Origin of the sequence: Kitasatospora sp. NPDC089797, assembly GCF_040684795.1 — a bacterium.
In the GTDB taxonomy this organism is placed as follows: Bacteria; Actinomycetota; Actinomycetes; order Streptomycetales; family Streptomycetaceae; genus Kitasatospora.
Genome location: NZ_JBFBGS010000014.1, coordinates 141,490 through 163,243, shown reverse-complemented (window position 1 = coordinate 163,243; position 21,754 = coordinate 141,490). Strand labels below are relative to the sequence as shown.

Below are 21,754 nucleotides of genomic sequence, written 5' to 3'. Positions count from 1 at the left end.
GGACGGCTACGAACGACCGCCCGAGGGATACCGAGGCCCGGTCCGCGTGCACGACGGGTACCGGTGGCTTGGCTCCTGCCGCCGGCACGTCCGCGTCACCGGCCACGGTCCGGGGCATCGCCCGGCGTCCGCGTCACCATCCAGCGCCCGTCCGCCCGTCCGGCCGTCCGCCCGGACACCGAACCAACTCCCGGGGAGAGCAGCCCTGATGAGACTTCCACAGGTCAAGTTCGACCACCTGCCGTACCGCACCGACGACGGCTCGGTGCGGATCGGCGGCGAGCTCTACGGCCTCGGGGCCGAGATCCGCGACCCGCACGGCTGGGTCTGGACGGCCCTCGGGCTGCTCGACGGCACCCGCGGCGAGGACCGGATCGTCACCGAACTGTGCTCCGCGCACCCCGAGTTGACGCCCGCCCAGGCCGTCCGCCTGGTCCACGGGCTGATCGGCACCGGGTACGTCGAGGACGCGGCCGGCGCCACCACCGACCTGCTCAGCGCGGCCGAACAGGACCGCTACGCCAGGAACCAGGCCTTCTTCCGCCGGACCGACCTGCGGCCCCGGGAGAACCAGTGGGACGCCCAACTGAGGCTCAAGGCCGCGAGCGTGGTGGTGCTGGGCGTCGGCGGCACCGGCAGCCACGCCGCCTGGGCGCTCGCCGCGGCCGGGGTCGGCCGGGTGCACTGCGTCGACCCGGACCGGGTCGAAGCCTCCAACCTGACCCGCCAGGTGCTGTACACCGAGGCCGACCTCGGCCGTCCCAAGGCGGAGGTCGCCGCCGAGCGGCTGCGCGCCGCCAACTCGGGCATCGAGGTCACCCACGACACCCGGACGGTGGACGGCCGGGCCGCGCTCGCCGCACTGGTCGCCGGCCACGACGTCCTCGCGCTGTGCGCGGACGAGCCCGACAGCGAGACCATCCGCGGCTGGGCCTCGGAGGTGTGCGCGGAGACCGGGGTGCCGTGGGTCGGCGGCGGCTACAACGGCCCGTTCGTCTCGGTGGGCACCTTCACCCGGGAGGGCCCCTGCTTCCAGTGCGTCGCGGCCGGTGAGGAGGCCCGGCTGTCGGCCGGCCCGCCGCCCCGGCTCGGCGGCCGGGGCGTGCTCTCGGCCTCCGCCGGGATCTCCGGCAACCTGGTCGGCTACGAGGTGATTGCGCTGCTCACCGGGACGGCCCGGCTGGCCCCGGGCTACATGCGGACGGTCAACCTGATCGCCCCGGACGACCAGCCGCTGGTCCGCCACGCGCGCCGCCCCGACTGCCCCAACTGCCGTGGCTGAGACGGTCCGTGGTGACGCGCTGGTGGAATTCCACCCGCTCGGCATGCGCGCGGACGCCGGGGAGTGGATCGTCGGCCGGGCCGACACCGGCCACTTCGTGGCGCTGCCGGCCGACGGGGTGGAGGCCATCCGACTGCTCCGGTCCGGCCTGACGGTGGCCGAGACGGCGGCGCGGATCCGGGCCGACACCGGGCGCCGACTGGCCGTCGCCCCCTTCGTCGACTCGCTGACCGCGCTGGGCTTCGTCCGCTCGGTGGACGGCCGCGCGGTGGACTCCGCCCCGCCGGTCCGGTCGAGCCTGCCGTGGATCCGCACCGAACACGTCCGATGGCTGCTCAGCCCGGTCGTCCCGGTGGTCCTGCTCGCGGTCGCGGCGGCCGCCGCGGTGGTGCTGACCGTCCGGCCCGAGCTGCGGCCGAGCTGGCACGACCTGGTCTGGAGCGACCGGGGCACCTTCGTGCTCGCCGGGCAGGCCGCGCTCACCTGGGCGCTGCTCTACGTCCACGAGCTGTCCCACCTGCTGACCGCCCGCGCGGCCGGGGTGCCGGGGACGATCCGGCTGGGCACCCGGCTGCAGTTCCTGGTGATGCAGACCGACGTCTCGGGTATCTGGCAGTGCACCCGGCGGGTGCGCTGCACGGTCTACCTCTCAGGCATGGTGCTGGACCTCGCGACCGCGGGCGGCTGCGTGCTGATCCAGGCCGCCACCGGCCCGAACCGGCTGCTGTCGTTGCTCGCACTCAGCAAACTGCTCGCCGTGGCGGTCGAGTTGATGGTCTTCATGCGGACGGACGTCTACTTCCTGCTCCAGGACCTGCTGTCCTGCCGCAACCTCTACCGGGACGCGGCGGCCCACTGCCGCCACCTCGCGGCCCGCGCCCTGGGCCGGGCCCACCCCGACCCGCTGACCGGCCTGCGACCCCGGGAGCGGCGCATCGTGCGCGGCTACGCGGTGCTGATGGTGCTGGGCACGCTCGGCTCGCTGGTCCTCGGCTACCTGGTGTTCGCCGAAGTGACCCTGGTGCTGCTCACCCGGGCCCTGCACACCCTCGGCGGCCCGGCCGACCCGCTGTCGCTGGCCGACGCCGTCGCCACGGTCGTCGCCCTGGTCGCCACCCAGGGCCTGTGGGTGCGGGCCTGGTGGCGTCGGCACGGCCCGAAGCTGCGGCCGGCCCTGCGGTCCGTGCTCCGTGGCTCCCGGGCCGACCGGTAGGCGCGTGTGCTGCCCGCTGCCCGCTGCCCGCTGCGCGCTGCCCGCCGTCCGACGCTCGACCGGGGGCGCGCGCGGCTGGTATCGATAGGGCCGTGCGATTCGAACTGGTGCCGGTGCCGGACGAGGTGGGGGAGCGCCCCCGGGACGCGCGCGGGTACCCCGTGCCCGCGATCACGCCCTGGCGGGACGGGCAGCCGCAGTTCGCGCTGACCGACCACGACCGCAGCGCCGACTGCGCGGTGGAGCGCAAGTGCTCGGTGTGCGGGGCGTTCATGGCGCGCGGCCCGGTGTGGCGGGTGGTCGGCCCGGCCGAGAGCGCCGAGATCGCGAAGGCGCTCGCGGCCGGTCGCCCGTACCGCAACCTGGCGCCGACCATGGAGGGCCCGGGGCACCGCGCCTGCATGCTGTACGCCGCGATGGTGTGCCCGTTCCTGGCCCGGCCCAACGCCCGTCGGAGGGTGACCGCGGGGGAGACGGCGGACGGGCTGACCACCGCCGCCGTCCGCGGCGCGGCGCGCGGCGGGACGGGGGCGGTGGTCGGGTTCGGCGACTACGAGTACGCGGTCACCGGGGCCCGGGTGCTGTTCCGCTTCCTGGACCTGGTCGAGTTCCTGCCGCACGAGTCGGCCGACGAGCACCTCGCCGAGCTGCGGGCCGAGTTGGCCCGGGCGGCGGGAAGGGGCTAGTTCACGGCCGGTACGAGGGCAGGCCCTTGATGGTGGACACCCGGGTCGGCGCCGCCGAGCCGTCGGCCGGCACGGTGCTGACGCCGTCCGGGGTGCGGGCCGCCAGCGTCCTGCCGTCAGGGGACCACGCGGGCTCGGTGTAGTCCGTGGCGGCGGCGGGGGTGAGGTCCGTCTCGGTCTTCTGCTGGTAGTCGGTGGACCGGCTGAACAGGTGGTCGTGGCCGTTCACCGAGCGGACGAACACGACGTGCCCCCCGTCGGGGGACAGCGCCGGCTGGGAACCCTTGCCGATGTCGTGGGTGTTCGGGCGGATGTAGTCGTCGTAGACGTACACCTCGTCCGCCGGGGTGTTGGCGTACGCGACGCTGCCCTGTCGGCCGCCCGCGTTGGCCCAGGTGTTGCCGGTCTTCGGCGGCTGCGGGATGCCGTTGTCGGTGCCGCCCTCGGAGCTGCTGGGGGTGAGCACCTGGGGGGTGCCGCCCTTGGCGGGGACACTCTCCAGTTGCAGCAGGCCGCCCTTGGCGGAGGCGAACACGATGTTGTTGAAGCGTTCGGTCGCGCCGGGCACGTCGTTCCCGCTCGGGTCCTTCGCGGCGTGCTGCCAGGTCGGGTGGGACCAGGCCTCGCCGGCCGGCGCCTTGGCGAGGGTGGACTTGCCGTTGCCGTCGGGGGCGGCGGTCACCAGGTTGCCGCTGCCGTCGACGAAGACGACCTGCTTGCCGTCGGGGGACCACGCGAGGTCGCGCACCACCGTGCCGAAGTCGACGGTGGTGCCGTTCATCGCGACGGTCCTGGTGCCCGTGCTGATGGCCAGGTGGTTGGCGGCGGAGGTGCCGTTGACCTCCTTGCCGCCGGGCGCCGGGCTGCCCGATCCGCCGCCCGGCGCCGCGCCGGCGGGTGCCGTACCGCCCGGAGCCGCCGTGCCGGTCGCGCCGGGGGCGGCGGACCCGGGGTCGCTGTTGTCGGGGCCGCAGGCGGAGAGCAGGACCGCGCTCGCGGTCGTCATCAGAGCGATCGCTGCGGCGGTGCCGAATCGGTTGCGCACGGACATGTCCGGGTCCCCCCTTGGACGGTTGTGACGGTCGACAAGGAGGTTCCCAGCCGCGCGTGCGCGGCCGGTGCGCACCGTGTCACAGCCGTGGCACAGACCGGCCGGAGCCGCGGGCGCCGGAGTGCTCAGAGCCCGAGGTCGGTGAGGCCCGGGTGGTCGTCGGGCCGGCGGCCGAGCGGCCAGTGCAGCAGCCGCTCCCCGGCGGTGATCGGCAGGTCGTTGATCGAGGCCAGTCGGCGGGTCATCAGCCCGTGCTCGTCGAACTCCCAGTTCTCGTTGCCGTACGAGCGGTGCCAGTGGCCCCGGTCGTCGTGCCACTCGTAGGCGAAGCGGACCGCGATCCGGTCGCCGCCGTACGCCCAGAGCTCCTTGACCAGGCGGTAGTCGAGTTCGCGCTGCCACTTGCGGGTGAGGAAGGCGGCGATCCGCTCCCGGCCGGTGAGGAACTCGGCACGGTTGCGCCAGCGGCTGTCGGGCGCGTAGGCGAGGGCGACCCGGTGCGGATCGCGGGTGTTCCAGGCGTCCTCGGCGGCCCGGACCTTGCGGCGGGCGGTGTCCTCGGTGAAGGGCGGGACGGGAGGGCGTGGTTCGGCCATGGGGCTGCTCCTCGGGAACGGTCATTCCGCGGGTGAGAACGATCGTTCTCACGATGGTCGCTACCCTAGGAGAATCATCGTTCTCACGCAAAGTCCCCGGCGGAAGGCACGGCAGATGGAACAGGTGGACCCGCGGACCCGGATCCTCGACGCGGCCGAGGAGCTGTTCTACGGGCAGGGCGTCCAGGCGGTCGGGATGGATGCCGTCCGGGCCGCCTCCGGGCTGACCATGCGCCGCGTCTACCAGCACTTCCCGTCCAAGGGGGACCTGGTCGAGGCCTATCTGCGGCGCCGCGACGCGCGCTGGCGGGCGGGCCTGGCGTTGTACGTCGCGCAGGCCGGCGGCGCGCCCCGGGACCAGCTGCTCGCGGTCTTCGACTGGCTCGGCCGGTGGTTCGCCGAGCCCGGGTTCCGCGGTTGCGCCTTCGTGAACTCCTTCGGCGAACTGGGCGCCACCACCCCGGCCGTGGCCGCCGCGGCCCGGCACCACAAGGAGGAGTTCGCCGCCTTCCTGGCCGCTCTGGTCGAGGCGGTCGGCGCCCCGCCCGGCACCGCCGTCCAGCTCGCGCTGCTCGCCGAGGGCGCCATCACCACCGCCGCCGTGCACGGGGACCCGGGCGCCGCCGCGGACGCGGGGGCGGCCGCCCGGGTGCTGCTGGACGCCGCCCTCGCGGCCCGGGGCTGACCCGGGAGCGCTCCGGAACGCTCCCGGGTCGGCCGGGTGGGTCGCGGCCGGGGTCGGGCGCACGGGCGCCGTCACCCGGCCCCGTGCGCCCGGACTCCAGGGCGGACGGGCTCAGTTGATGGTGTAGCCGGAGCCGAAGGCGGTGATGTCGAACGGGCCGGTCAGGTCGTAGTTGCCGGTCGCGGCGATCCGGCGCAGGCACTCGACCCGGTCGACCGACTTGCGCCACTCGTCGGCGGTGGAGGAGTTGGCCGGATTGTTCAGGTCGTCGACCCGGACGTCGAAGAAGGCGTCCAGCCAGGCGTGTTCACCGGCGGCCGAGGGCGATCCGACCTTGGCGACGGTCCGGCTGATCAGCGCGGGCAGGGCGTCGTACTCGCTGCCGTTGCCGTGCTGGATGGAGGCGTCGTAGAGCTCGGCGCGGGCCAGCGCGGTGCCGAGGCCGAGCTGGTCGGCCTGGTCCATGGCGGGGGTGAAGTAGCGCTGGTCGACCTGGTCGTCCTGGACCTGCCGGAAGGCCGGGTCCTGGGCGGCCTGCTTCCAGGCGGCGATGTAGTCGGCCTCGGGCAGCCCGCTGGTGTCGCCGCTGCCGGCCGCGGCCAGGCGCTCCAGCTCGGGGATGAAGCGGGCGAGCGGGTTGTCGGGTGAGACGGCGGTGTAGGCGCGGACCACCTTGAGGGCGTCGCCGTCGTTGGTGGTGAACCCGGCCCGGCCGGCGGTGACGCCGCGGCCGTCGTTGATGTTCTCCGCGTAGTCGTACTGGATCTCGGTGGTGCTGTTCTCGAAGACGCTGATCAGCTGGTCGGCCCGGCGGCGCTGGTCGGGGGTGAGCCCGCCGGCGGCCACCCGGTGGGCGGCCGGGGCCTGCGGAGCGGTCGCGGCGGGCTGGGCGGCCACGGCGGCCGGGCCGTCGGGCGCGGCCTGGGCCGGGCCGGAGGCGCACGCGGCGCCGGCGGCCAGGGCGACCGCCACGGCGGCGACGGCGAGGGGGTGGCTTCGGGAAACTCGCATGGGAGTGCTCCGATCTCCGGGGGTGGGACCGCCGGAGGCAGTGGGGTGGCGCGGCCGCTGGTCCGGGGCGGCGCCGTGGGGGAAGAGCGCGAGCTCGCGGCAGCAGAGTAGGGGGCGGAGCGGACGCCGGTCCATACGGTAAGGAAACTTTCCTAATAAAATTGCGTCAGGGCCCGCACGGCCTCCGGATGCGCGCCCCGGTGGCGCGCCCGGGCGCCCCCGGCGGCCGTCGCCGAACGGGCCGGGCCGGTGATAGCGTCCGACCGTCCGGCGGTCGAGGGCCCCGGCCACCGCCGGTCCCGGCCCGCACGCTCCTGCACCGCCGCACCCCGTGGTCCGCACGCTGCTCACCCGCCCATGGAACCGCACGTCCGGCCGTCCGGGGCGGTCGGGCACGCACCCGGGGGACACCGACCGAACCCGACCAGCGGAGAGTCCCGTCCGATGAGCATCCCTGCCGCCGCCCGCTCCACCGTCATCCCGCTGCGCCGGCCGCCCCGGCTGGTGGCCACCGACCTCGACGGAACGATCGTGCGCGGCGACGGCACCGTGTCGGCGCGCACCGTCGCCGCCTTCGCCCGGGTCGAACGGGCCGGCGGGCAGGTCGTCCTGGTCACCGGCCGACCACCGCGCCTGATGGGCGAGGTCGCGGCGGCCTTCGGGCACCGTGGGACGGCGATCTGCTCCAACGGCGCGTTCGGCTACGACCTGCGCACCCGGACGGTGGTCGCCGAGCGCCCGATCCCGGCCGAGGTGCTGGCCGAGACCGCACGGCGGCTGCGCGCCGCCGCCCCGGGCATCGGGCTGGCGGTCGAGTACGCCCAGGACATCGCCGGGGACGCGCGCTACGAGGCGGGCGACTGGGACGCCGACACGGCCGTGCAACGCCTCGACGACGCACGGCTGTTCGGCCGTCCGGCGCCCAAGCTGGTGGGCCGTCACCCGACGCTGTCGGCGGACGAGCTGCTGGCGCTGGTCCGGCCGGCGATCGGCGGGCTGGTCAACGTCTACCACGCCAACGGCGAGCGGCTGGTCGAGGCGGTGGCGCGGGGGGTGAGCAAGGCCGCTGCGCTCGGTGAGCTGGCGCAGCGGCACGGGATAGCCCCGGAGCAGGCGGTGGCGTTCGGCGACATGCCCAACGACCTGCCGATGATGGCCTGGGCGGGCACCTCCTACGGGGTGGCCAACGCCCACCCGGAGGTGCTGGCGGCAGTGGACCACGTGATCGGCGGCAACGACGAGGACGGCGTGGCCGAGGTCCTGGAACGGCTGTTCCCGGAACGGTCGTTCCCGGAGTGCTGAGGGGCGGTGGTGCGGGTCGGGCAGGGGTGCGGCGGGCGGGGCTCGCGGCCCGCCCGCCGCGGCAGGGGTGCCCGGGGTCAGGGCGCGTCGGTGTGGGTGAGGGTCTCCCAGCCGATGAAGTAGTTCGCCCCGAACGGGCTGTGCGCGGCCACGTACTGCTCGGTCTGCGGCATCGCGATGCCCTCGCGCAGGTGGTACTCGTCGTACGCGAGCTGCACGGCCGGGCCCAGGCCGGTGTTCACCGAGCCGTCGCACAGCCAGTCCGGCGCGTCGGCGCCGTTGTCGTAGGCGGTGTGGAACTCCAGTGCCTTGACGAGCCGTTCGCGGCCCTCGCCCCACAGGTCGAGACCCTGCAGCCGGGCCGTCTCGGCGGTCTGGGCGGCGGCCTCCAGGCCCCAGCCGGTGTGGCCGAAGTCCCGGCAGGTCTCCTGGGCCAGCCCGTCCGCGAAGGTGGACTGGCCGTTCCAGTACTTGACCAGTGCGGACCGCCCCTGGATCCCGGAGCCGGCCGGCGCCACCGGCAGGTCGCCGTCGGAGGAGAGGTAGACGTAGGCGGGCAGCCGGTGCCGCCACAGCTCGGTGGCCCGGTCGAAGAGGCCGCGGTCGTCGAGGAACACCGCGATGCCCATCAGGGCGTCGGTCTCGATCAGCTCCCAGTTGCCGTTCTTGCGCGGGCTGCCGGGGGTCAGCTCCGGCACGTAGACGGTGCGCAGCATGGTGGCGAAGCGGTCGACCGAGTCCGCCGACCAGCCGGCGCCGGTGTGGCGGATCAGCTCGGCGGCGCGGGCCCAGTTGTTGCCGGCCCAGCCGGTCTGCAACTGGGCGTTGGTGTTGGTGTGCTCCTGGATCACGCCGGACCAGGCGTCCATGACGGCGATCGCCTTGTCGGCGTACCGCTGGTCGCCGGTGAGCGCCCACTGGAGGGCGTCGGCGTAGGCGGCCATCGAGTCGTCGCGCTCGTCCGAGCAGCCGTTGTTCGGGTGCGAGCTGGAGCCGCACTCGACGGTGGCGCGCGGCTTGGGCTGCCGGTCGAGCGAGGCGTACCCGCTCGCCCGCAGGGCGGCGAAGGCGGAGCTCCAGGGCTCCGCCCCGGCGTCCAACTTGCCCTTGATGAAGGCGAGTTGCTGTGCGCCGACCAGCACGCCGGGGTGCTGGAAGGCGGCCGGAGCGGCCGTCGCGGGGGGCTTGGCGGCCTGGGCGGGGGCGGTGGCGACCGGTAGCAGGAGGGCGGCGAGTGCGGCCCCGGTGATGAGCGTCCTGAGGGTGGTGCGACCCATGGGGAAGTCGTCCTCTCGGTGGGGAGGAGGTCGTGCTCGGTGGTCGGCCGGCTGCGCGGAAGGGTTGGTTAGGAAACCTTCCTGACGAGTGGCGAGTCGCATTGAACCACTGGAGGGTGCTCATGCCAAGCCCTTCCGTTTATCGCCTGTTGATCACCGCCGCCTAGCGTCGCCCCCATGGACGACAGGACGGCCGAGTGGCCGGGGGCGGCGCCCGAGGGGCGGATCACGGAGCAGGACACCGAGCGGTTCCGGCAGTTGCTGGCCGGGTTGGAGAACTCGCTGGCGGCGGACCGGGAGGTGGCGGGCCGTGACGCCTGAGGTCGCCGTGCCGCACCCGGTGGTGGTGCCGCTCTGGCGAAGAACCGGGCAGGGTGTGGACGCGGACCGGCCCGGGGTGCTGCGGGGGCACCCCGGGCCGGTGGCGTCCGAGCGGCCGGAGTCCGCGCCGGAGGAGGACGGTGGGACCGTCGGTCCGCCGGTCGGCTGATCGCCGACCGGCGAGCCGTCAGCAGTCGCAGCCGCAGTCGCAGCCGTCGCAACCGCAGTTGTCACAGCCGCAGTTGCTGCAGCAGTCACAGCACTTGCAGCAGTCGCAGCAGTCGCCGCAGCCGGGGTCGCAGTTGTCGCAGCAGTCGTTCCGCTCGCAGAAGCCCTTGCGGGGCTCCCGGCTGAACGGGTCCTGGTGATCGCAGCAGAGCAGCTGGCAGGTGCAGGCCATCAGGGCCCACATCGCGCAGCCGGCGAGCAGGTTGCGCGGGTGCGGCGGCTTGCCGCCGGGCGGCGGGCCGAAGCCGTGGCCCTGCGGCACCCACGGGGGCACGGGCGCCTGGTGCGGGTCCTGGCCGGGGTGCGGGCCGCCGGGGTGGCCCGGCGGCACCTGGCGCGGCGGGGCGTCCTGCGGGTGCTCGCCGGTGCCGGTGGCGGCCCCGGTACCGGCTGTGGCCCCGGTGCCGGCCGTGCGGCAGCCCGCCGCGTGCCCGGCGCGCCCGAAGACCCGGTCCACCGCGCTCGCCGTCTCGTGCCCGAGCAGGACGTGCACCAGGGACCGGTCGGTCAGTTCGACCTCGCGCAGCGCGAGCCGGATGCCGTGCACGGCGTCCCGGCAGAGCCGTTCGGCCTCGGCCCGGTCGGTGCCGGTGGCGGTGAGCGGGTTCCAGGCGCCGGAGGCGGCGTCGGCGGCCTGGTCCTCGGCGGCGTCGAGGAGGTGGGCGAGCCGGCCGAACAGGCGGCCGGCCTCGGCGAGCGGGGCGGCGTTCCCGGGGCGGCCGGCGATCACGGCGGTGTGCGCGAAGGCGGCCGAGGTAGCCGTCTCGGTGGGCTCGGTGACCAGCAGGACGGAGCCGCCGGGGGCCAGTGAGCGCTCCAACTCGCTCTGGCGGGAGGCGGCGTCGAGCAGCACGGCGGTGTCGAAGCCGATCGTGGCGGCGCTGCCCGCGCTCTGCCGGTCCCAGCGCCGGGTCACCGCGCGGGCCCCCACGGCGACCGGGCGGCGGGCGAACACGCCGTCCCGGTCCTCGACGTGGTCGCGGATCTTCACCGAGGCGAGCGCCAGCGAGACGGCGGCCGCCAGTCGGGCGCCCTCGCCCTTGGCGACGGAGGCGGTCCGCATGCCGCGCAGCGGGCAGGGTCCGGCGGTGCGGCGCCAGGAGGAGTCCTCCCGGGCGGCCTGGGCCTCGACCAGGACGGAGATGATCAGCCCGTCGTAGTTGGTGGCGGTCCGGGCGAGCTGCCCGTGGTCGTCCCGCAGGGCGAGGCAGAGCCCGCACAGGTGCGCCATCCAGGACGCCTGGAGCTGCTCGGACAGCCGGTGCCTGCACGGTCTGATGATGCCGAACACGATCGTGGTCCCCCCTGCCGGATGGCCGCTGACCGGCCACTTTGTCGGCGCACATCATATGATCACCGGTTCGGTCGACGGGTCGGGCCGGTCGCATCGGGGCCGAGCCGCCGCGAGACCTTCACCGGGCCCACCGAAGCCCGGGGTCGCGCTCCCAGATCCGGGATATCATCACGAATATGGGAATCGACACCGCCGCCGACGAGCGGCTGGCCCAACGGCTCGCCGAGTTGCGGATCGAACGCGGCTGGACCCTGGAGGAGTTGGCGCAACGCGCCGATGTCAGCCGGTCCACCCTGTCCCGGGTGGAGCGGGCCGAGGTCAGCCCGACCGCCGCCCTGCTCGGGCGGCTCTGCGCCGTCCACGGCCGGACCATGTCCCGGCTGCTCGCCGAGGTCGAGTCCGGCCCGGCCCGGCTGGTCCGGGCCGAGGAGCAGCAGTACTGGCAGGACGCGACCACCGGCTTCGTCCGCCGCTCGGTCTCCCCGCCGCACGGCTCGCTGCACGCCGAGATCATCGAGGGCCGACTCCCCGCCGGGGTCGACATCGCCTACGACCGCCCCGGTCTGCCCGGGCTGGAACACCACCTCTGGCTGTTCGAGGGGCAGTTGGAGCTGACCCTGGACGGCGAGGCGCAGTTGCTCGGCCCCGGCGACTGCCTGCGCTACGGCTCCGGCACCAGCCGCTTCCGCAGCCTCGGTCCGGGCGAGGCCCGGTACGCCCTCGTGGTGGTCGAGCCGTGAGCGCCGCCGGCGGCCCGGGCGGCCCGATACCGGACCCGGCCTCGGCCCCGGACCCGCACCCGAGGCCCGATCCGCACCCGACGGCCGATCCGCACCCGAGGCCCGAGCCGGCCCCGACGGCCCGCCGCCGTACGGCCCGCCGTCCGGCAGCCCGCCGCCCGACGACCGAGCCGCCGAAGCAGCGCTTCGACGCCGTCGGCCGCCGCGTCCTGCTGGTCTGCGTCGCGGGCGGCTTCACCACCCTGCTCGACCAGTCCGTCCTGAACACCTCCATCCCCGCCCTGCGCGAGACCCTGCACGCCCACCCCGCCCACCTGCAGTGGATCGTCGCCGGGTTCTCGCTCGCCTTCGGCCTCGCGCTGATCCCGGGCGGGCGGCTCGGCGACGTCAAGGGCCGCAAGTGGTTCTTCGTCACCGGGCTCGCCCTGTTCACCCTGGTCAGCCCGGTCTCCGCGACCGCCACCGACCCAACGGTGCTGATCGCCGCCCGCCTGCTCCAGGGCGTCGGCGCCGGCCTGGTCAACTCCCAGATGATCGGCACCCTCCAGGACGTCTTCGACGGCCAGCTGCGCGCCCGCGCCCTCGGCATGTACGCCGTCACCGGCAGCCTCGCCTTCGCCCTCGGCCCGCCCGTCGGCGGCCTGGTGCTGGCGGCGGCCGGCCCCGAACTCGGCTGGCGGATCACCTTCCTGCTCAACGTGCCGTTCGGGCTGGCCACCCTCGTGCTGGCCGTCCGCCACCTGCCCCGGCCCCGTCCCGCGACCCGGCACGCCGACCTCGACCTGCTCGGCCTGCTGCTGGTCGGCGCGCTCACCCTGACCCTGATGCTGCCCTTCGTCCAACCGCCCGGCTGGGCCGGCTGGGCGGCGTTCGGGGCCGGCGCCCTGCTGCTGCTCGGCGCGCTCGCCCGGTGGCAGCGCCGCTACGCCCGGCGCGGCGGCCACCCGCTGATCCACCCCGCGCTCACCCGCTCCGCGCCGTACGCGCTCGGCACGGCCACCGCGATGGCCCAGTTCGGCTCCGCACTGGCCGCCTCGCTGGTCCTCACCATGTTCCTCCAGGACGGCCTGGGGCTGTCCCCGATGGGCGCCGCCCTGGTCTCGCTGCCCTCGGCGCTGGCCACCGCGGTCTCCTCCGCGCTCGCCTGGCGGGTGGTGCAGCGGATCGGCCGGCGCACCGTCACCATCGGGATGGCCGGGGCCGCGCTGGCCATGCTGCTCAGCGGACTCGTCGCCCACTGGGCGCCCACCGCCGTGCTGCCCTGGCTGTTCGCCCTGCTCCAACTGCTGAGCGGCGCCTCGTCCGGCCTGATGACCCCCACCAACCAGGCGTTCGTGCTGCGCCACGCGCCCGCCGAGGCCGCCGGCGTCAGCGGCGCGATCCTGCAGATGGCCCAGCGGATCGCGGCGGCCGTCGCGGTCTCTGCGCTGTCCGGGGTGTACCTGCGGGAGACCGCCGGGGGCGGCGGCCACCGCTCGGCCTACCTGGCGGCGAGCCTGGTCTGCGCCGCGGTGGCCGGACTCGCCGTCCTGGCCTCGGTGCTCGCCGGCCGGGCGGCGGCCCGCGAACCGGCGCCGGGGGAGCCGGTCGCCCTGAGCCGAGGGCGAACAGGCGCCCGCTGACGGCCGGTCGGCCCGTACGGTGGCGGACATGACGACAGGACGAACGGTACGGCTGCCCGAAGTGACCCTCGCCTACCGGGAGAGCGGCCGCCCCGACGGCCCGCCGCTGGTGCTGCTGCACGCCCTCGGCGAGCGCGCCGCCGACTGGGACGCGGTGCTGCCCGATCTCGCCCCCGACCACCACGTGTACGCGCTCGACCTGCGCGGCCACGGCGACAGCGGCCGCACCGCCGAGTACGGCCTGGAGCGGATGAGCGGGGACGTGCTCGCCTTCCTCGACGCGCTCGGCCTGGACCGGGTCGACCTGGTCGGCCACTCGATGGGCGGCGCCGTCGCCTACCTGCTCGCCCAGACCGCCCCGGAGCGGGTGGCGCGGCTCGTGCTGGAGGAGATCCCGGCGCTGTACCCGCGCCCGGCGAGCGTGCCGTCCGAGGACGCGGAGGAACCGGCGCACTTCGACTGGGCGATGGTCCGGGCCCTCAAGGCCCAGTTCGACGACCCGGACCCGGCCTGGCGGGAGGGGCTGCCCCGGATCACCGCCCGCACCCTGGCCGTCGCGGGCGGGGCCGCCAGCTACGTCCCGCAGGAGCGGATCGCCGAACTCGCCCGGCTGATCCCGGACTGCAGCCTGGTCACCATCGAGGCCGGGCACCTGGTGCACCACGCCCGGCCGGCCGAGTACGTGGCCGCGGTGGCGCCGTTCCTGGCCCACTGACCGGGCGCTGGACCGGGCGCTGGACCGGGCGGTGGGCCAGGCGGCGGGCCGGGCGTCACCCGAAGACGATCGCCCGCCCGGTGGCCAGGCTGGCCCGGCAGGCCAGGTACAGCCGATGCCAGGTGAAGACCTCGGCCTCGAACGGGTCGTCCTCCGGCAGCGCGGCCAGCCGGGCCTCCTCCGCCGGGTCGAGCGAGCCGTCGGCCGCCAGCCGGATCCCGATGGCGGCGGCGAACCCCTGGAGTTCGGCGAGCAGGCCGGCGGTGGAACCGACCATGCCGCCGCCGGGCACCCCGGAGTCCTCGGGGAGGAACAGCGGGTCCTCGTCCTCGAAGTCCACCGGTAGGTAGTACCCCGCGCAGTCGGAGTGGCAGAGCAGGTGCGAGTCGAACACCACCGTCTCGTCGTCCACCAGCTCCCGCTCCTCCTGGTACCGCTCCGGATCGACCCCGCGCGCCGCGGTGACCGGCTCGCCCACCCGGTGCAGCACGTACACCCGGCGCAGCCCGGACAGGTAGCTGTACGGGAAGCCGGCCGAGAAGGCCTCGCCCGCCCCGACCGGCCCGGCCGGCTCCCGCCAGGCCACCCCCTCGGCCTCCAGCGCCCGGTGCAGCACCTCGGCCGCGGGCCCCCACTCGGGGCTGCTGAGCGCCCCCACACCGATCCACAGTCCCATGGCGGCAATCTAGCGCCGCCCTCCGACAGCGGACCTCAGACCCCCGGTTCGGCGGACAGCCGCCCGCTGCGCACCGCCGCGACCAGCTCGGCGTGGTCGGCCTCGGTGCGGTCCGCGTAGCCGACGGCGAAGGCGGCCACGGCCTCGTCCAGCGCCTCGCTCCTGCCGCAGTACCCGGCCAGCAGGCCCGGGTCGGCGGTGTGGGCGTGCGCCCGGGCGAGCAGCGCGCCGGTGATCCGGGCGTAGTCGTCCAACTGGGCCGGCAGCAGTGCGGCCGGATCCACGCTGCCCTTGCGGTTGCGGAACTGCCGTACCTGGTAGGGCAGTCCGTCGACGGTCGTCCAGCCGAGCAGGGTGTCGCTGACCACCTGCATGTGCTTCTGGCCGAGCACCACGCGCCGGCCCTCGTGCTCCTCCGGCGCCCGCCCGCCGCCGTCCAGGTACGGCAGCAGCGCGGACGGCCGGGCCTCCTTCACCTGGAGCACCAGCGGCTGGTCCCGGTGGTCGGTGAGCAGCACGACGTACGAGCGGGTGCCGACACTGCCTGTGCCGACCACCCGGAACGCCACGTCCTGCACCCGGTGGCGGGAGAGTAGGGTGCGCACCTCGGCGGGCACCGTCGCCACGTACGGGCCGAGTGCCTCCGCCACCGCCCGGGCGGTCGCGTCGGTGACCTCGGTGAGTACGGGCGGGGCCGCGACGAAGCGCCGACCGCCGTCCGGCGTCCGGGTGGTGCTGCGGGCGGCGAACCGGGCACTGGTGTTGCCGAGCGCCTTCGCCCCGACCTTGCGCAGCACCTCGGCCAGGTCGTGCGCCTCGGTGAAGTCCACCAACTGCTCGTCCGCCACGGCGTTCCAGGCGTCCAGGGCGGGCAGCTTGGCGAGGGTCCGGATCGTCCGGCGGTACGAGCCGGCCGCGTGCTGGGCGGCCGCCCGGGCGGTGGTCTCGCTCGCCCCGGTCTCCCGGCCGGCCAGCACCAGACTGGTGGCCAGCCGCTTGAGGTCCCACTCCCAGGGGCCGACCACGGTCTCGTCGAAGTCGTTGATGTCCATCACCAGTTGGCCGCGGGCGTCGCCGTACAGGCCGAAGTTGGCCGCGTGCGCGTCCCCGCACAGCTGGGCGTCGACGCCGGTCACCGGGGTGCCCGCCAGGTCGGCGGCCATCAGGCCGGCCGAGCCGCGCAGGAAGGCGAACGGCGTGGCGGCCATCCGGCCCACCCGGATCGGCACCAGGCCGGGGAGCCGGCCCGCGTTGGACGCCTCCAGGGCGGCCACCGCCGTCGGCCGGTCGCCCGCCGGGGCGAACTCCGCGTGCCGCTCGCGGGGGATCCGGTGCCGCAGCGCCCGGCCCCGCTCGCGGGCCTGCCGCGCCCGGCCGTCCGGCCCGGTCGCGAATCCGGGGACGGCGAACTGCCGCCGCGCCCTGCCGTCGCCACTGTCCGTCGCTGTGCCCCGGTCCGTCACTGCTCCCCGCCCGCCTCGTTCGAACTCCCGCCCGTGACCTGCACGGATGGCTCATCAGGGGGAGTGACGTCCGGCGTCGCGCGGTGGTTCCTGGGGCGGGGGTGCCGAGCCGGCAGGAGGGGCCGGCCCGTAGCCTGGGGCGGGTGAGGGATCTTCGAAGGCGGTGGCCGGCGGCCGTGGCCGCGGTGCTGACCGTGGCGGCCGGACTGGGGGTGCGGGCGGTGCTGCCCGGCGACCCGGCCAAGTACGCGGGCGACGCGCTCTACACCGTCCTGGTGTACGCCCTGGTGGTGCTGGTCGCGCCGGGCGTGCGGCCGGCCCGGGCCGCCCTGGTGGCCGCCGGGCTGAGCTGGGCGGTGGAGCTGTTCCAGGCCACCGGGCTGCCCGACGCCTGGGGCCGGCACAGCGGGCTGGTGCACCTGGTGCTCGGCTCGACGTTCAATCCGCCGGACCTGTTCTGGTACCTGGTCGGCGCGGGCGCCGCCGCGCTGCTGCACCGGACGCTCCTCCATCGGGGCCTGCGGGCCACCCGGCCGGACCCGTGCTAGCGCGCGGGGTCTGAGGCCCCGCCGGAAACCGGCGGAACGTCAGACCCAGCGCACCACCCGGACGGTCAGAGCGGCAGCAGCTCGGGCCGCTTGGCCTCGACGTGGTCGCCCGAGGACTCGCCGCGCAGTCGGCGGCCGACCCAGGGGATCAGGAACTCGCGCGCCCACTGGAGGTTCTCCCGCCGCTGGTCGGCGGGGGAGAGCGCCGGACCGGTCGGCCACGGGGCCTCCGGGTCGGTCGCGGTGCGCAGGCCCAGCGAGCGGGCGGCCAGCAGGGCGACCCGCTGGTGCCCCTCGGGGGAGAGGTGCAGCCGGTCCTCGCTCCAGGCCCGGCGGTCCTGCACGGCGCGCAGCGACCACAGGTCGGCGACCTTGCAGTCGTAGCGGTCGGCGACCGCCCGCATGTGGCCGTTGTAGGTGGCGATCTTGCCGCGCAGGTGCTTGAGCAGCGGCACCTCGCGGGTGTCGAAGCCGGTGCAGATCAGCACCGTCCCGGCGTTCTCGGCGAGTTGGGCGACGGCGGCCTCGAAGCGCCCGGCCACCTCGTCCGGGTCGCTGCCGGGGCGCAGGATGTCGTTGCCGCCGGCGCAGAAGGTGACCAGGTCGGGCTGGAGCCGGCGGACCTCCGGCACCTGCTCGGCCACGATCTGGTCCAGCAGCCGTCCGCGCACCGCCAGGTTGGCGTAGCGGAACCCGCCCGGCGGCCGCCCGTCGGCGAGCAGACCGGCCAGCCGGTCGGCCCAGCCGGCGAAGGCGCCGTCGGCACCGGGGTCGTTCAGGCCCTCGGTGAAGCTGTCGCCGAGGGCGGCGTACGAACTGAGGTCAAGGGTCTCCTGGAGGTTCGGCATGAAGGAGATAGTTCACCCAATCAAGTGACCTACGCCACCGTAGGTGACCCTGGCGGCACGTGAGATGGGCCACGTAGGCTTCCCGGCCCCGTCGACGCGCTCCCCGCAGAGCGCCGTGTCCGGCAGAGCACAAGCACCGCGCCCCCTTCCTCTTTCCGTCCCGCCCGGCCGATGCTCGACGTACGGCGCGCCGCTCCGGCCGCCGTTCCTCCCGGAGGGGACACCGACCGTGAACCTGCCCGAAACCGAGGCCTGGACCGTCGACGACCGCTGCACCAACTGCGACGTCGCCCGGCAGCTGGCACCCGAGCTGATCCGCGAGCACGACCACCGGTCCGAGCTGATCCGCCAGCCGCGCGACGCGGCCGAGCGGCGGCAGCTGCTCGCCGCCGCCCACGCCTGCCCGACCCGCTCGATCCGGCCCGGCACCGGCCGGCTCGACCCGGCCGGCGACCCGTTCCCGCTGGCCCTGGACCAGGCCGGCGAGGTGCTGCTGCTCGGCCACAACTCCCGGCGGACGGCGGGCGCCAACTCCTACCTGTGCCGCCGCCCGACCGGCTGGGCGATGATCGACACGCCCCGCTACAGCGAGGCCCTCGCCGCCCGGTACGAGGCGCTCGGCCCGGTCACCGACGTACTGCTCACCCACCGCGACCACGCGGCGCACGGCCGCGCGTACGCCGACCGGCTGGGCGCCCGGCTCTGGATCCACGAGGGCGACCTCGCCGCGGCGCCGGACGCCGACCGGGTGCTGCGCGGCACCGACCCGGTGGAGGTCTCACCCGGCCTGGTCGCCCACCCCTTCCCCGGCCACACCCTCGGCAGCGTGCTCTACGTCGCCGACCGCCGCTACTGCTTCAGCGGCGACAGCCTGTACTGGTCCCGCACCAGCCGGGACATCGAGGTGCAGGAGGCGGTGACCTGGTACTCCATCGAGGAGCAGTCCGCCTCGCTGGACCGCAGCCTGGACGCGCTGCGCTTCGAGTGGCTGCTGCCCGGCCACGGGGACAAGCACCGGATGCCCGCCGAGGAGGTGGACCGCCGGCTGCGCGCCCTGGCCGTCCGGGCCCGGGCCCTGCACACCGAACCGGTGGACTTCGCCGCCGTGCGCTGGTGACCGCGCCCTGACCGTCCGGCCCGTTCCACGGCCCGGCCGGGCCGCGCGCCACCCCGGGCGTACGGGAACCCCGTGCGCCGGGGCTCGCGCCGGGTGCGCGGGGGGTTGCGCCAACCGGGGGCGCCCGCGCGGGTGTGCGAACGGGAGCGACGGGGCAGCCGCCTCAGGTACGACGCACGAGTGCCCTCCGACTCCCGCCGAACCGAGGACGGTTGAGCAATGCCCACGCACACCCCGGTACGTACGGCGCGACCCCGGCGCTACCTGATGTGCCGGCCGACGTACTTCACGGTGGACTACGCGATCAACCCGTGGATGGACCCGACGCAGCCCACCGACAACGCGCTCGCCGTCCGCCAGTGGGAGCGGCTGCACCGCACGTACCGCCGGCTCGGCCACACCGTCGAGCTGATCGACCCGGTCCCCGGCCTGCCCGACATGGTGTACGCCGCCAACGGCGCGACCGTACTGGACGGGCGCGCCCTGGTGGCGACCTTCCGCCACCCCGAGCGGGCCGCCGAGTCCGACGCCTACCAGTCCTGGTTCCGGCTGCACGGCTACCGCGCGGTGCGCCGGGCCGGACACGTCAACGAGGGCGAGGGCGACCACCTGGTGGTCGGCCGCAGAGTGCTCGCCGGGACGGGCTTCCGCAGCTCACGGGCCGCGCACGCGGAGGCCCAGGAGCTGTTCGGGGTGCCGGTGACCACCCTGACCCTGGTCGACCCGCGCTTCTACCACCTGGACACCGCGCTCGCCGTCCTCGCCGACGACCACGTCATGTACTACCCGGAGGCCTTCGACGCCCACAGCCGGACCGTGCTGCGCGCGCTCTACCCGGACGCGATCCTCGCCGACCGGGCCGACGCCGAGGTGTTCGGGCTGAACGCGGTCTCGGACGGCCGCCGGGTGCTGCTGCCGGAGGCGGCCAAGAACCTGGCCGGCCGGCTCGCCGAGCACGGCTACGAGCCGATCCCGGTGGACGTCTCGGAACTGCTCAAGGGCGGCGGCGGGGCGAAGTGCTGCACCCTGGAACTCAGGCCGTGACGAGGAGCACCTCCAGGGTGCGCGGCCCGTGCACCCCCTCGACCCGGTCCAGCTCGATGTCGCTGGTCGCCGACGGCCCGGAGATCCAGGTCTGCGGGCGCGCCGGGTCGAGCCGGGGCAGCGCCAGCGGGACGGAGGCGACCACCTGCTCCGGCGCCCGGACCACGCACAGGTGGTGGTCCGGGACGAGCGACAGCAGCCGCCGCCCCTGACCGGGCCCGGCGTCCAGCACGATCGTGCCGGTCTCGGCGACGGCCAGCGCGCAGCCGGTGACCACGCTGTCCACGGCGTCCAGCCGGGCCGCGGTGAGGCTCCCGTCGTCCGGCACCGGTTCCACCCCGGGGGTCGCGGTGAGCCAGCCGGCCGGCAGACCGGCCGGCACCGCGACCGTGCGGCTGCCCCGGGCGGCGAGCAACCGGCCGACCAGGTCCGGGAGTTCCGCTTCGGTGCAGCGGTGCACCAGGGCCCGGTAGTCGGCCAGGTTGCGGTGCAGCAGGTCCAGCAGCGCGGCCGGGTCGTCGGCTGCGGCGTGCGCGCGCAGGTACCCCCGTTCGAGCGGCTGTTCCGGCACCCCGGCGGTGTCGCCGAGCGCGGCCCGGATCCGGCCGAGGATCAACTCCCGTGCGTTCGCAGGTGGGTTCACGTCCGGTTCCTCCGCCACCAGTCGCGGAACGGCTCGGCCGGCACCTCGGGCAGGTCCCGGCTGTCGGTCCAGGCCCGTCCGGGGCCGGGGAGCCGGCGCGGGTGCAGCGCGCGGGTGCGCCCGGCCAGCCGTTCGGCGGCCGCGAGCGCCGCCGGGTGGTCCAGGACGTACCCGGCGGCGGCCATCGCGGCCCGCTCCAGCGGGTGCCCGCCCTGGTCGGCGACCCGTTCGCGCAGGTGCACCAGCACCTCGGGGATGTCGATCGCCACCGGGCACACCTCGTAGCAGGCCCCGCAGAGCGAGGAGGCGTACGGCAGCGAGGCGTCCACCGGGCTCGCGGTGCCGCGCAGTTGGGGCGTCAGGACGGCGCCGATCGGGCCCGGGTAGACCGAGCCGTACGCGTGCCCGCCGGCCCGCTCGTACACCGGGCAGACGTTCAGGCAGGCCGAGCAGCGGATGCAGCGCAGCGCCTGGCGGCCGACCCGGTCGGCCAGTGCGGCGGTGCGCCCGTTGTCCAGCAGCACCAGGTGGAAGTCGGCGGGGCCGTCGCCCTCCGTCGTCCCGGTCCAGAGCGAGGTGTACGGGTTCATCCGCTCGGCGGTGGAGGAGCGGGGGAGCAGTTGCAGGAAGACCTCGAGGTCCCGCCAGGTCGGCACCACCTTCTCGATCCCGACCACGGAGATCAGGGTGCGCGGCAGGGTGAGGCACATCCGGCCGTTGCCCTCGGACTCGACCACCACCAGGGTGCCGGTCTCGGCGACCATGAAGTTGGCCCCGGAGACGGCCACCCGGGCGCGCAGGAACTTCTCCCGCAGGTGCAGCCGGGCGGCCTCGGCGAGTTCGGCGGGGGAGTCGGTCAGGCCCTCGGGGGCCGGGCGGCCCCAGTGGGCCATCCGGTCGGCGAAGACCTCCCGGATCTCGGCGCGGTTGCGGTGGATCGCGGGCACCAGGATGTGGGAGGGCCGGTCGTCGCCCAACTGCACGATCAGCTCGGCGAGATCGGTCTCGTAGGCGGTGATCCCCTCGGCGGCCAGCGCCTCGTTCAGCCCGATCTCCTGGGTGGTCATGGACTTGACCTTGACCACGTCGGTCTCGCCGGTGGCCCGGACCAGGTCGGCGACGATCCGGTTGGCCTGCTCGGCGTCCGCGGCCCAGTGCACGGTGCCGCCGGCCGCGGTGACGGACTCCTCCAACTGCACCAGGTAGCGGTCGAGGTGGCGCAGCGTGTGGTCCTTGACCGCCTTCCCGGCCGCGCGGAGCTCGGCCCAGTCGGCGAGTTCGGCGACGGCCCGGGCGCGCTTGTCCCGGATGGTGTGGGTGGCGTGCCGCAGGTTGGCGCGCAGCTGCCCGTCGGCGACCGCGCGGGCGGCGGCCTGCGGGAAGGCGGGCATG

23 protein-coding genes are annotated in these 21,754 nt (G+C 75.3%); 13 read left to right on the top strand and 10 right to left on the bottom strand.

Annotated elements, in window-relative coordinates; translation table 11 throughout:
- Positions 1–208 precede the first annotated feature (208 nt).
- The 3 genes from AB0O91_RS13800 to AB0O91_RS13790 all read left to right on the top strand — a co-directional run bounded on the left by AB0O91_RS13800 (position 209) and on the right by AB0O91_RS13790 (position 3,181).
- Complete coding sequence (locus AB0O91_RS13800) at positions 209–1,282, top strand: ThiF family adenylyltransferase (RefSeq protein ID WP_363431615.1); 1,074 nt, start codon at positions 209–211, stop codon at positions 1,280–1,282.
- 22 nt (positions 1,283–1,304) lie between these two features.
- Positions 1,305–2,495: a hypothetical protein gene (locus AB0O91_RS13795; RefSeq protein WP_363431593.1), complete on the top strand. Its 1,191-nt coding sequence runs from the start codon at positions 1,305–1,307 to the stop codon at positions 2,493–2,495.
- A gap of 92 nt (positions 2,496–2,587) precedes the next feature.
- A complete protein-coding gene (locus AB0O91_RS13790) occupies positions 2,588–3,181 on the top strand; it encodes a hypothetical protein (protein WP_363431590.1) in 594 nt (197 codons plus the stop codon).
- Position 3,182: 1 nt separating this feature from the next.
- On the opposite strand, the gene AB0O91_RS13785 is transcribed toward AB0O91_RS13790, so the two are convergent.
- Both AB0O91_RS13785 and AB0O91_RS13780 read right to left on the bottom strand, forming a co-directional pair.
- Positions 3,183–4,232, bottom strand: coding sequence for an LpqB family beta-propeller domain-containing protein (locus tag AB0O91_RS13785; protein WP_363431587.1), 1,050 nt, complete (start codon positions 4,230–4,232; stop codon positions 3,183–3,185).
- Between the two features lie 125 nt (positions 4,233–4,357).
- Complete coding sequence (locus tag AB0O91_RS13780) at positions 4,358–4,828, bottom strand: nuclear transport factor 2 family protein (RefSeq protein ID WP_363431585.1); 471 nt, start codon at positions 4,826–4,828, stop codon at positions 4,358–4,360.
- A 115-nt stretch (positions 4,829–4,943) separates the two neighbouring features.
- Here AB0O91_RS13780 and AB0O91_RS13775 point away from each other — a divergent pair, with 115 nt between their 5' ends.
- Positions 4,944–5,513 (top strand): TetR/AcrR family transcriptional regulator, encoded by a 570-nt coding sequence (locus AB0O91_RS13775; RefSeq protein WP_363431583.1) that lies wholly within the window; start codon positions 4,944–4,946, stop codon positions 5,511–5,513.
- Between the two features lie 111 nt (positions 5,514–5,624).
- On the opposite strand, the gene AB0O91_RS13770 is transcribed toward AB0O91_RS13775, so the two are convergent.
- Complete coding sequence (locus AB0O91_RS13770) at positions 5,625–6,524, bottom strand: chitosanase (RefSeq protein WP_363431581.1); 900 nt, start codon at positions 6,522–6,524, stop codon at positions 5,625–5,627.
- A gap of 444 nt (positions 6,525–6,968) precedes the next feature.
- On the opposite strand from AB0O91_RS13770, the gene AB0O91_RS13765 reads away from it, so the two are divergent.
- The gene (locus AB0O91_RS13765; RefSeq protein ID WP_363431578.1) at positions 6,969–7,826 is read left to right on the top strand and encodes an HAD family hydrolase; all 858 of its coding nucleotides are present in this window, start codon (positions 6,969–6,971) and stop codon (positions 7,824–7,826) included.
- A gap of 77 nt (positions 7,827–7,903) precedes the next feature.
- Here AB0O91_RS13765 and AB0O91_RS13760 read toward each other — a convergent pair whose 3' ends face one another.
- The gene (locus AB0O91_RS13760; protein ID WP_363431576.1) at positions 7,904–9,103 is read right to left on the bottom strand and encodes an alginate lyase family protein; all 1,200 of its coding nucleotides are present in this window, start codon (positions 9,101–9,103) and stop codon (positions 7,904–7,906) included.
- 177 nt (positions 9,104–9,280) lie between these two features.
- Between AB0O91_RS13760 and AB0O91_RS13755 the strand changes: the two genes are divergently transcribed.
- Together AB0O91_RS13755 and AB0O91_RS13750 are read left to right on the top strand one after the other, a co-directional pair.
- A complete protein-coding gene (locus AB0O91_RS13755; RefSeq protein WP_363431573.1) occupies positions 9,281–9,424 on the top strand; it encodes a hypothetical protein in 144 nt (47 codons plus the stop codon).
- Entirely contained in the window at positions 9,414–9,593 is a 180-nt protein-coding gene (locus AB0O91_RS13750; protein ID WP_363431570.1) for a hypothetical protein, read from the top strand. The genes AB0O91_RS13755 and AB0O91_RS13750 overlap by 11 nt, the downstream gene beginning before the upstream one ends.
- An 18-nt stretch (positions 9,594–9,611) precedes the next feature.
- Here AB0O91_RS13750 and AB0O91_RS13745 read toward each other — a convergent pair whose 3' ends face one another.
- Positions 9,612–10,943 carry a DUF5685 family protein gene (locus tag AB0O91_RS13745; RefSeq protein WP_363431568.1) on the bottom strand — a complete coding sequence of 444 codons (1,332 nt, stop codon included), beginning with the start codon at positions 10,941–10,943 and terminating at the stop codon, positions 9,612–9,614.
- Positions 10,944–11,122: 179 nt separating this feature from the next.
- Here AB0O91_RS13745 and AB0O91_RS13740 point away from each other — a divergent pair, with 179 nt between their 5' ends.
- From AB0O91_RS13740 to AB0O91_RS13730, 3 genes are read left to right on the top strand one after another with little or no spacing between them, the layout of a single operon-like run.
- Complete coding sequence (locus AB0O91_RS13740; RefSeq protein WP_363431566.1) at positions 11,123–11,686, top strand: XRE family transcriptional regulator; 564 nt, start codon at positions 11,123–11,125, stop codon at positions 11,684–11,686.
- Positions 11,683–13,308: an MFS transporter gene (locus AB0O91_RS13735; RefSeq protein WP_363431564.1), complete on the top strand. Its 1,626-nt coding sequence runs from the start codon at positions 11,683–11,685 to the stop codon at positions 13,306–13,308. The genes AB0O91_RS13740 and AB0O91_RS13735 overlap by 4 nt, the downstream gene beginning before the upstream one ends.
- A gap of 28 nt (positions 13,309–13,336) precedes the next feature.
- Positions 13,337–14,023 carry an alpha/beta fold hydrolase gene (locus tag AB0O91_RS13730; protein WP_363431561.1) on the top strand — a complete coding sequence of 229 codons (687 nt, stop codon included), beginning with the start codon at positions 13,337–13,339 and terminating at the stop codon, positions 14,021–14,023.
- Between the two features lie 55 nt (positions 14,024–14,078).
- On the opposite strand, the gene AB0O91_RS13725 is transcribed toward AB0O91_RS13730, so the two are convergent.
- Positions 14,079–14,699 (bottom strand): hypothetical protein, encoded by a 621-nt coding sequence (locus tag AB0O91_RS13725; RefSeq protein ID WP_363431558.1) that lies wholly within the window; start codon positions 14,697–14,699, stop codon positions 14,079–14,081.
- Between the two features lie 35 nt (positions 14,700–14,734).
- Positions 14,735–16,162, bottom strand: a complete 1,428-nt coding sequence (locus AB0O91_RS13720) for a DUF2252 domain-containing protein (RefSeq protein ID WP_363431555.1) — start codon at positions 16,160–16,162, stop codon at positions 14,735–14,737.
- Between the two features lie 143 nt (positions 16,163–16,305).
- On the opposite strand from AB0O91_RS13720, the gene AB0O91_RS13715 reads away from it, so the two are divergent.
- Complete coding sequence (locus tag AB0O91_RS13715) at positions 16,306–16,710, top strand: DUF2809 domain-containing protein (protein WP_363431553.1); 405 nt, start codon at positions 16,306–16,308, stop codon at positions 16,708–16,710.
- Positions 16,711–16,775: 65 nt separating this feature from the next.
- Here the strand turns inward: AB0O91_RS13715 and AB0O91_RS13710 are convergent, their stop codons facing one another.
- Positions 16,776–17,558: an SGNH/GDSL hydrolase family protein gene (locus AB0O91_RS13710; protein WP_363431551.1), complete on the bottom strand. Its 783-nt coding sequence runs from the start codon at positions 17,556–17,558 to the stop codon at positions 16,776–16,778.
- Between the two features lie 229 nt (positions 17,559–17,787).
- Between AB0O91_RS13710 and AB0O91_RS13705 the strand changes: the two genes are divergently transcribed.
- Together AB0O91_RS13705 and ddaH are read left to right on the top strand one after the other, a co-directional pair.
- The gene (locus AB0O91_RS13705) at positions 17,788–18,675 is read left to right on the top strand and encodes a ferredoxin (protein ID WP_363431548.1); all 888 of its coding nucleotides are present in this window, start codon (positions 17,788–17,790) and stop codon (positions 18,673–18,675) included.
- A gap of 219 nt (positions 18,676–18,894) precedes the next feature.
- Entirely contained in the window at positions 18,895–19,719 is an 825-nt protein-coding gene (ddaH, locus tag AB0O91_RS13700; RefSeq protein ID WP_363431545.1) for a dimethylargininase, read from the top strand.
- On the opposite strand, the gene AB0O91_RS13695 is transcribed toward ddaH, so the two are convergent.
- Positions 19,709–20,362 (bottom strand): LUD domain-containing protein, encoded by a 654-nt coding sequence (locus AB0O91_RS13695; protein ID WP_363431542.1) that lies wholly within the window; start codon positions 20,360–20,362, stop codon positions 19,709–19,711. The two genes, ddaH and AB0O91_RS13695, sit on opposite strands and share 11 nt — an antisense overlap.
- Entirely contained in the window at positions 20,359–21,753 is a 1,395-nt protein-coding gene (locus tag AB0O91_RS13690) for a lactate utilization protein B (RefSeq protein WP_363431613.1), read from the bottom strand. The genes AB0O91_RS13695 and AB0O91_RS13690 overlap by 4 nt, the downstream gene beginning before the upstream one ends.
- Between the last annotated feature and the right edge of the window lies 1 nt (position 21,754).

Excerpts from the sequence above, each read along its gene's own strand:
- AB0O91_RS13710 (WP_363431551.1), bottom strand. The coding sequence starts at position 17,558 with ATGCCGAACCTCCAGGAGACCCTTGACCTCAGTTCGTACGCCGCCCTC.
- AB0O91_RS13780 (WP_363431585.1), bottom strand. The coding sequence starts at position 4,828 with ATGGCCGAACCACGCCCTCCCGTCCCGCCCTTCACCGAGGACACCGCC.
- ddaH (WP_363431545.1), top strand. The coding sequence starts at position 18,895 with ATGCCCACGCACACCCCGGTACGTACGGCGCGACCCCGGCGCTACCTG.
- AB0O91_RS13800 (WP_363431615.1), top strand. The coding sequence starts at position 209 with ATGAGACTTCCACAGGTCAAGTTCGACCACCTGCCGTACCGCACCGAC.
- AB0O91_RS13755 (WP_363431573.1), top strand. The coding sequence starts at position 9,281 with ATGGACGACAGGACGGCCGAGTGGCCGGGGGCGGCGCCCGAGGGGCGG.
- AB0O91_RS13765 (WP_363431578.1), top strand. The coding sequence starts at position 6,969 with ATGAGCATCCCTGCCGCCGCCCGCTCCACCGTCATCCCGCTGCGCCGG.
- AB0O91_RS13785 (WP_363431587.1), bottom strand. The coding sequence starts at position 4,232 with ATGTCCGTGCGCAACCGATTCGGCACCGCCGCAGCGATCGCTCTGATG.
- AB0O91_RS13775 (WP_363431583.1), top strand. The coding sequence starts at position 4,944 with ATGGAACAGGTGGACCCGCGGACCCGGATCCTCGACGCGGCCGAGGAG.
- AB0O91_RS13730 (WP_363431561.1), top strand. The coding sequence starts at position 13,337 with ATGACGACAGGACGAACGGTACGGCTGCCCGAAGTGACCCTCGCCTAC.
- AB0O91_RS13770 (WP_363431581.1), bottom strand. The coding sequence starts at position 6,524 with ATGCGAGTTTCCCGAAGCCACCCCCTCGCCGTCGCCGCCGTGGCGGTC.
- AB0O91_RS13740 (WP_363431566.1), top strand. The coding sequence starts at position 11,123 with ATGGGAATCGACACCGCCGCCGACGAGCGGCTGGCCCAACGGCTCGCC.
- AB0O91_RS13690 (WP_363431613.1), bottom strand. The coding sequence starts at position 21,753 with ATGCCCGCCTTCCCGCAGGCCGCCGCCCGCGCGGTCGCCGACGGGCAG.
- AB0O91_RS13725 (WP_363431558.1), bottom strand. The coding sequence starts at position 14,699 with ATGGGACTGTGGATCGGTGTGGGGGCGCTCAGCAGCCCCGAGTGGGGG.
- AB0O91_RS13760 (WP_363431576.1), bottom strand. The coding sequence starts at position 9,103 with ATGGGTCGCACCACCCTCAGGACGCTCATCACCGGGGCCGCACTCGCC.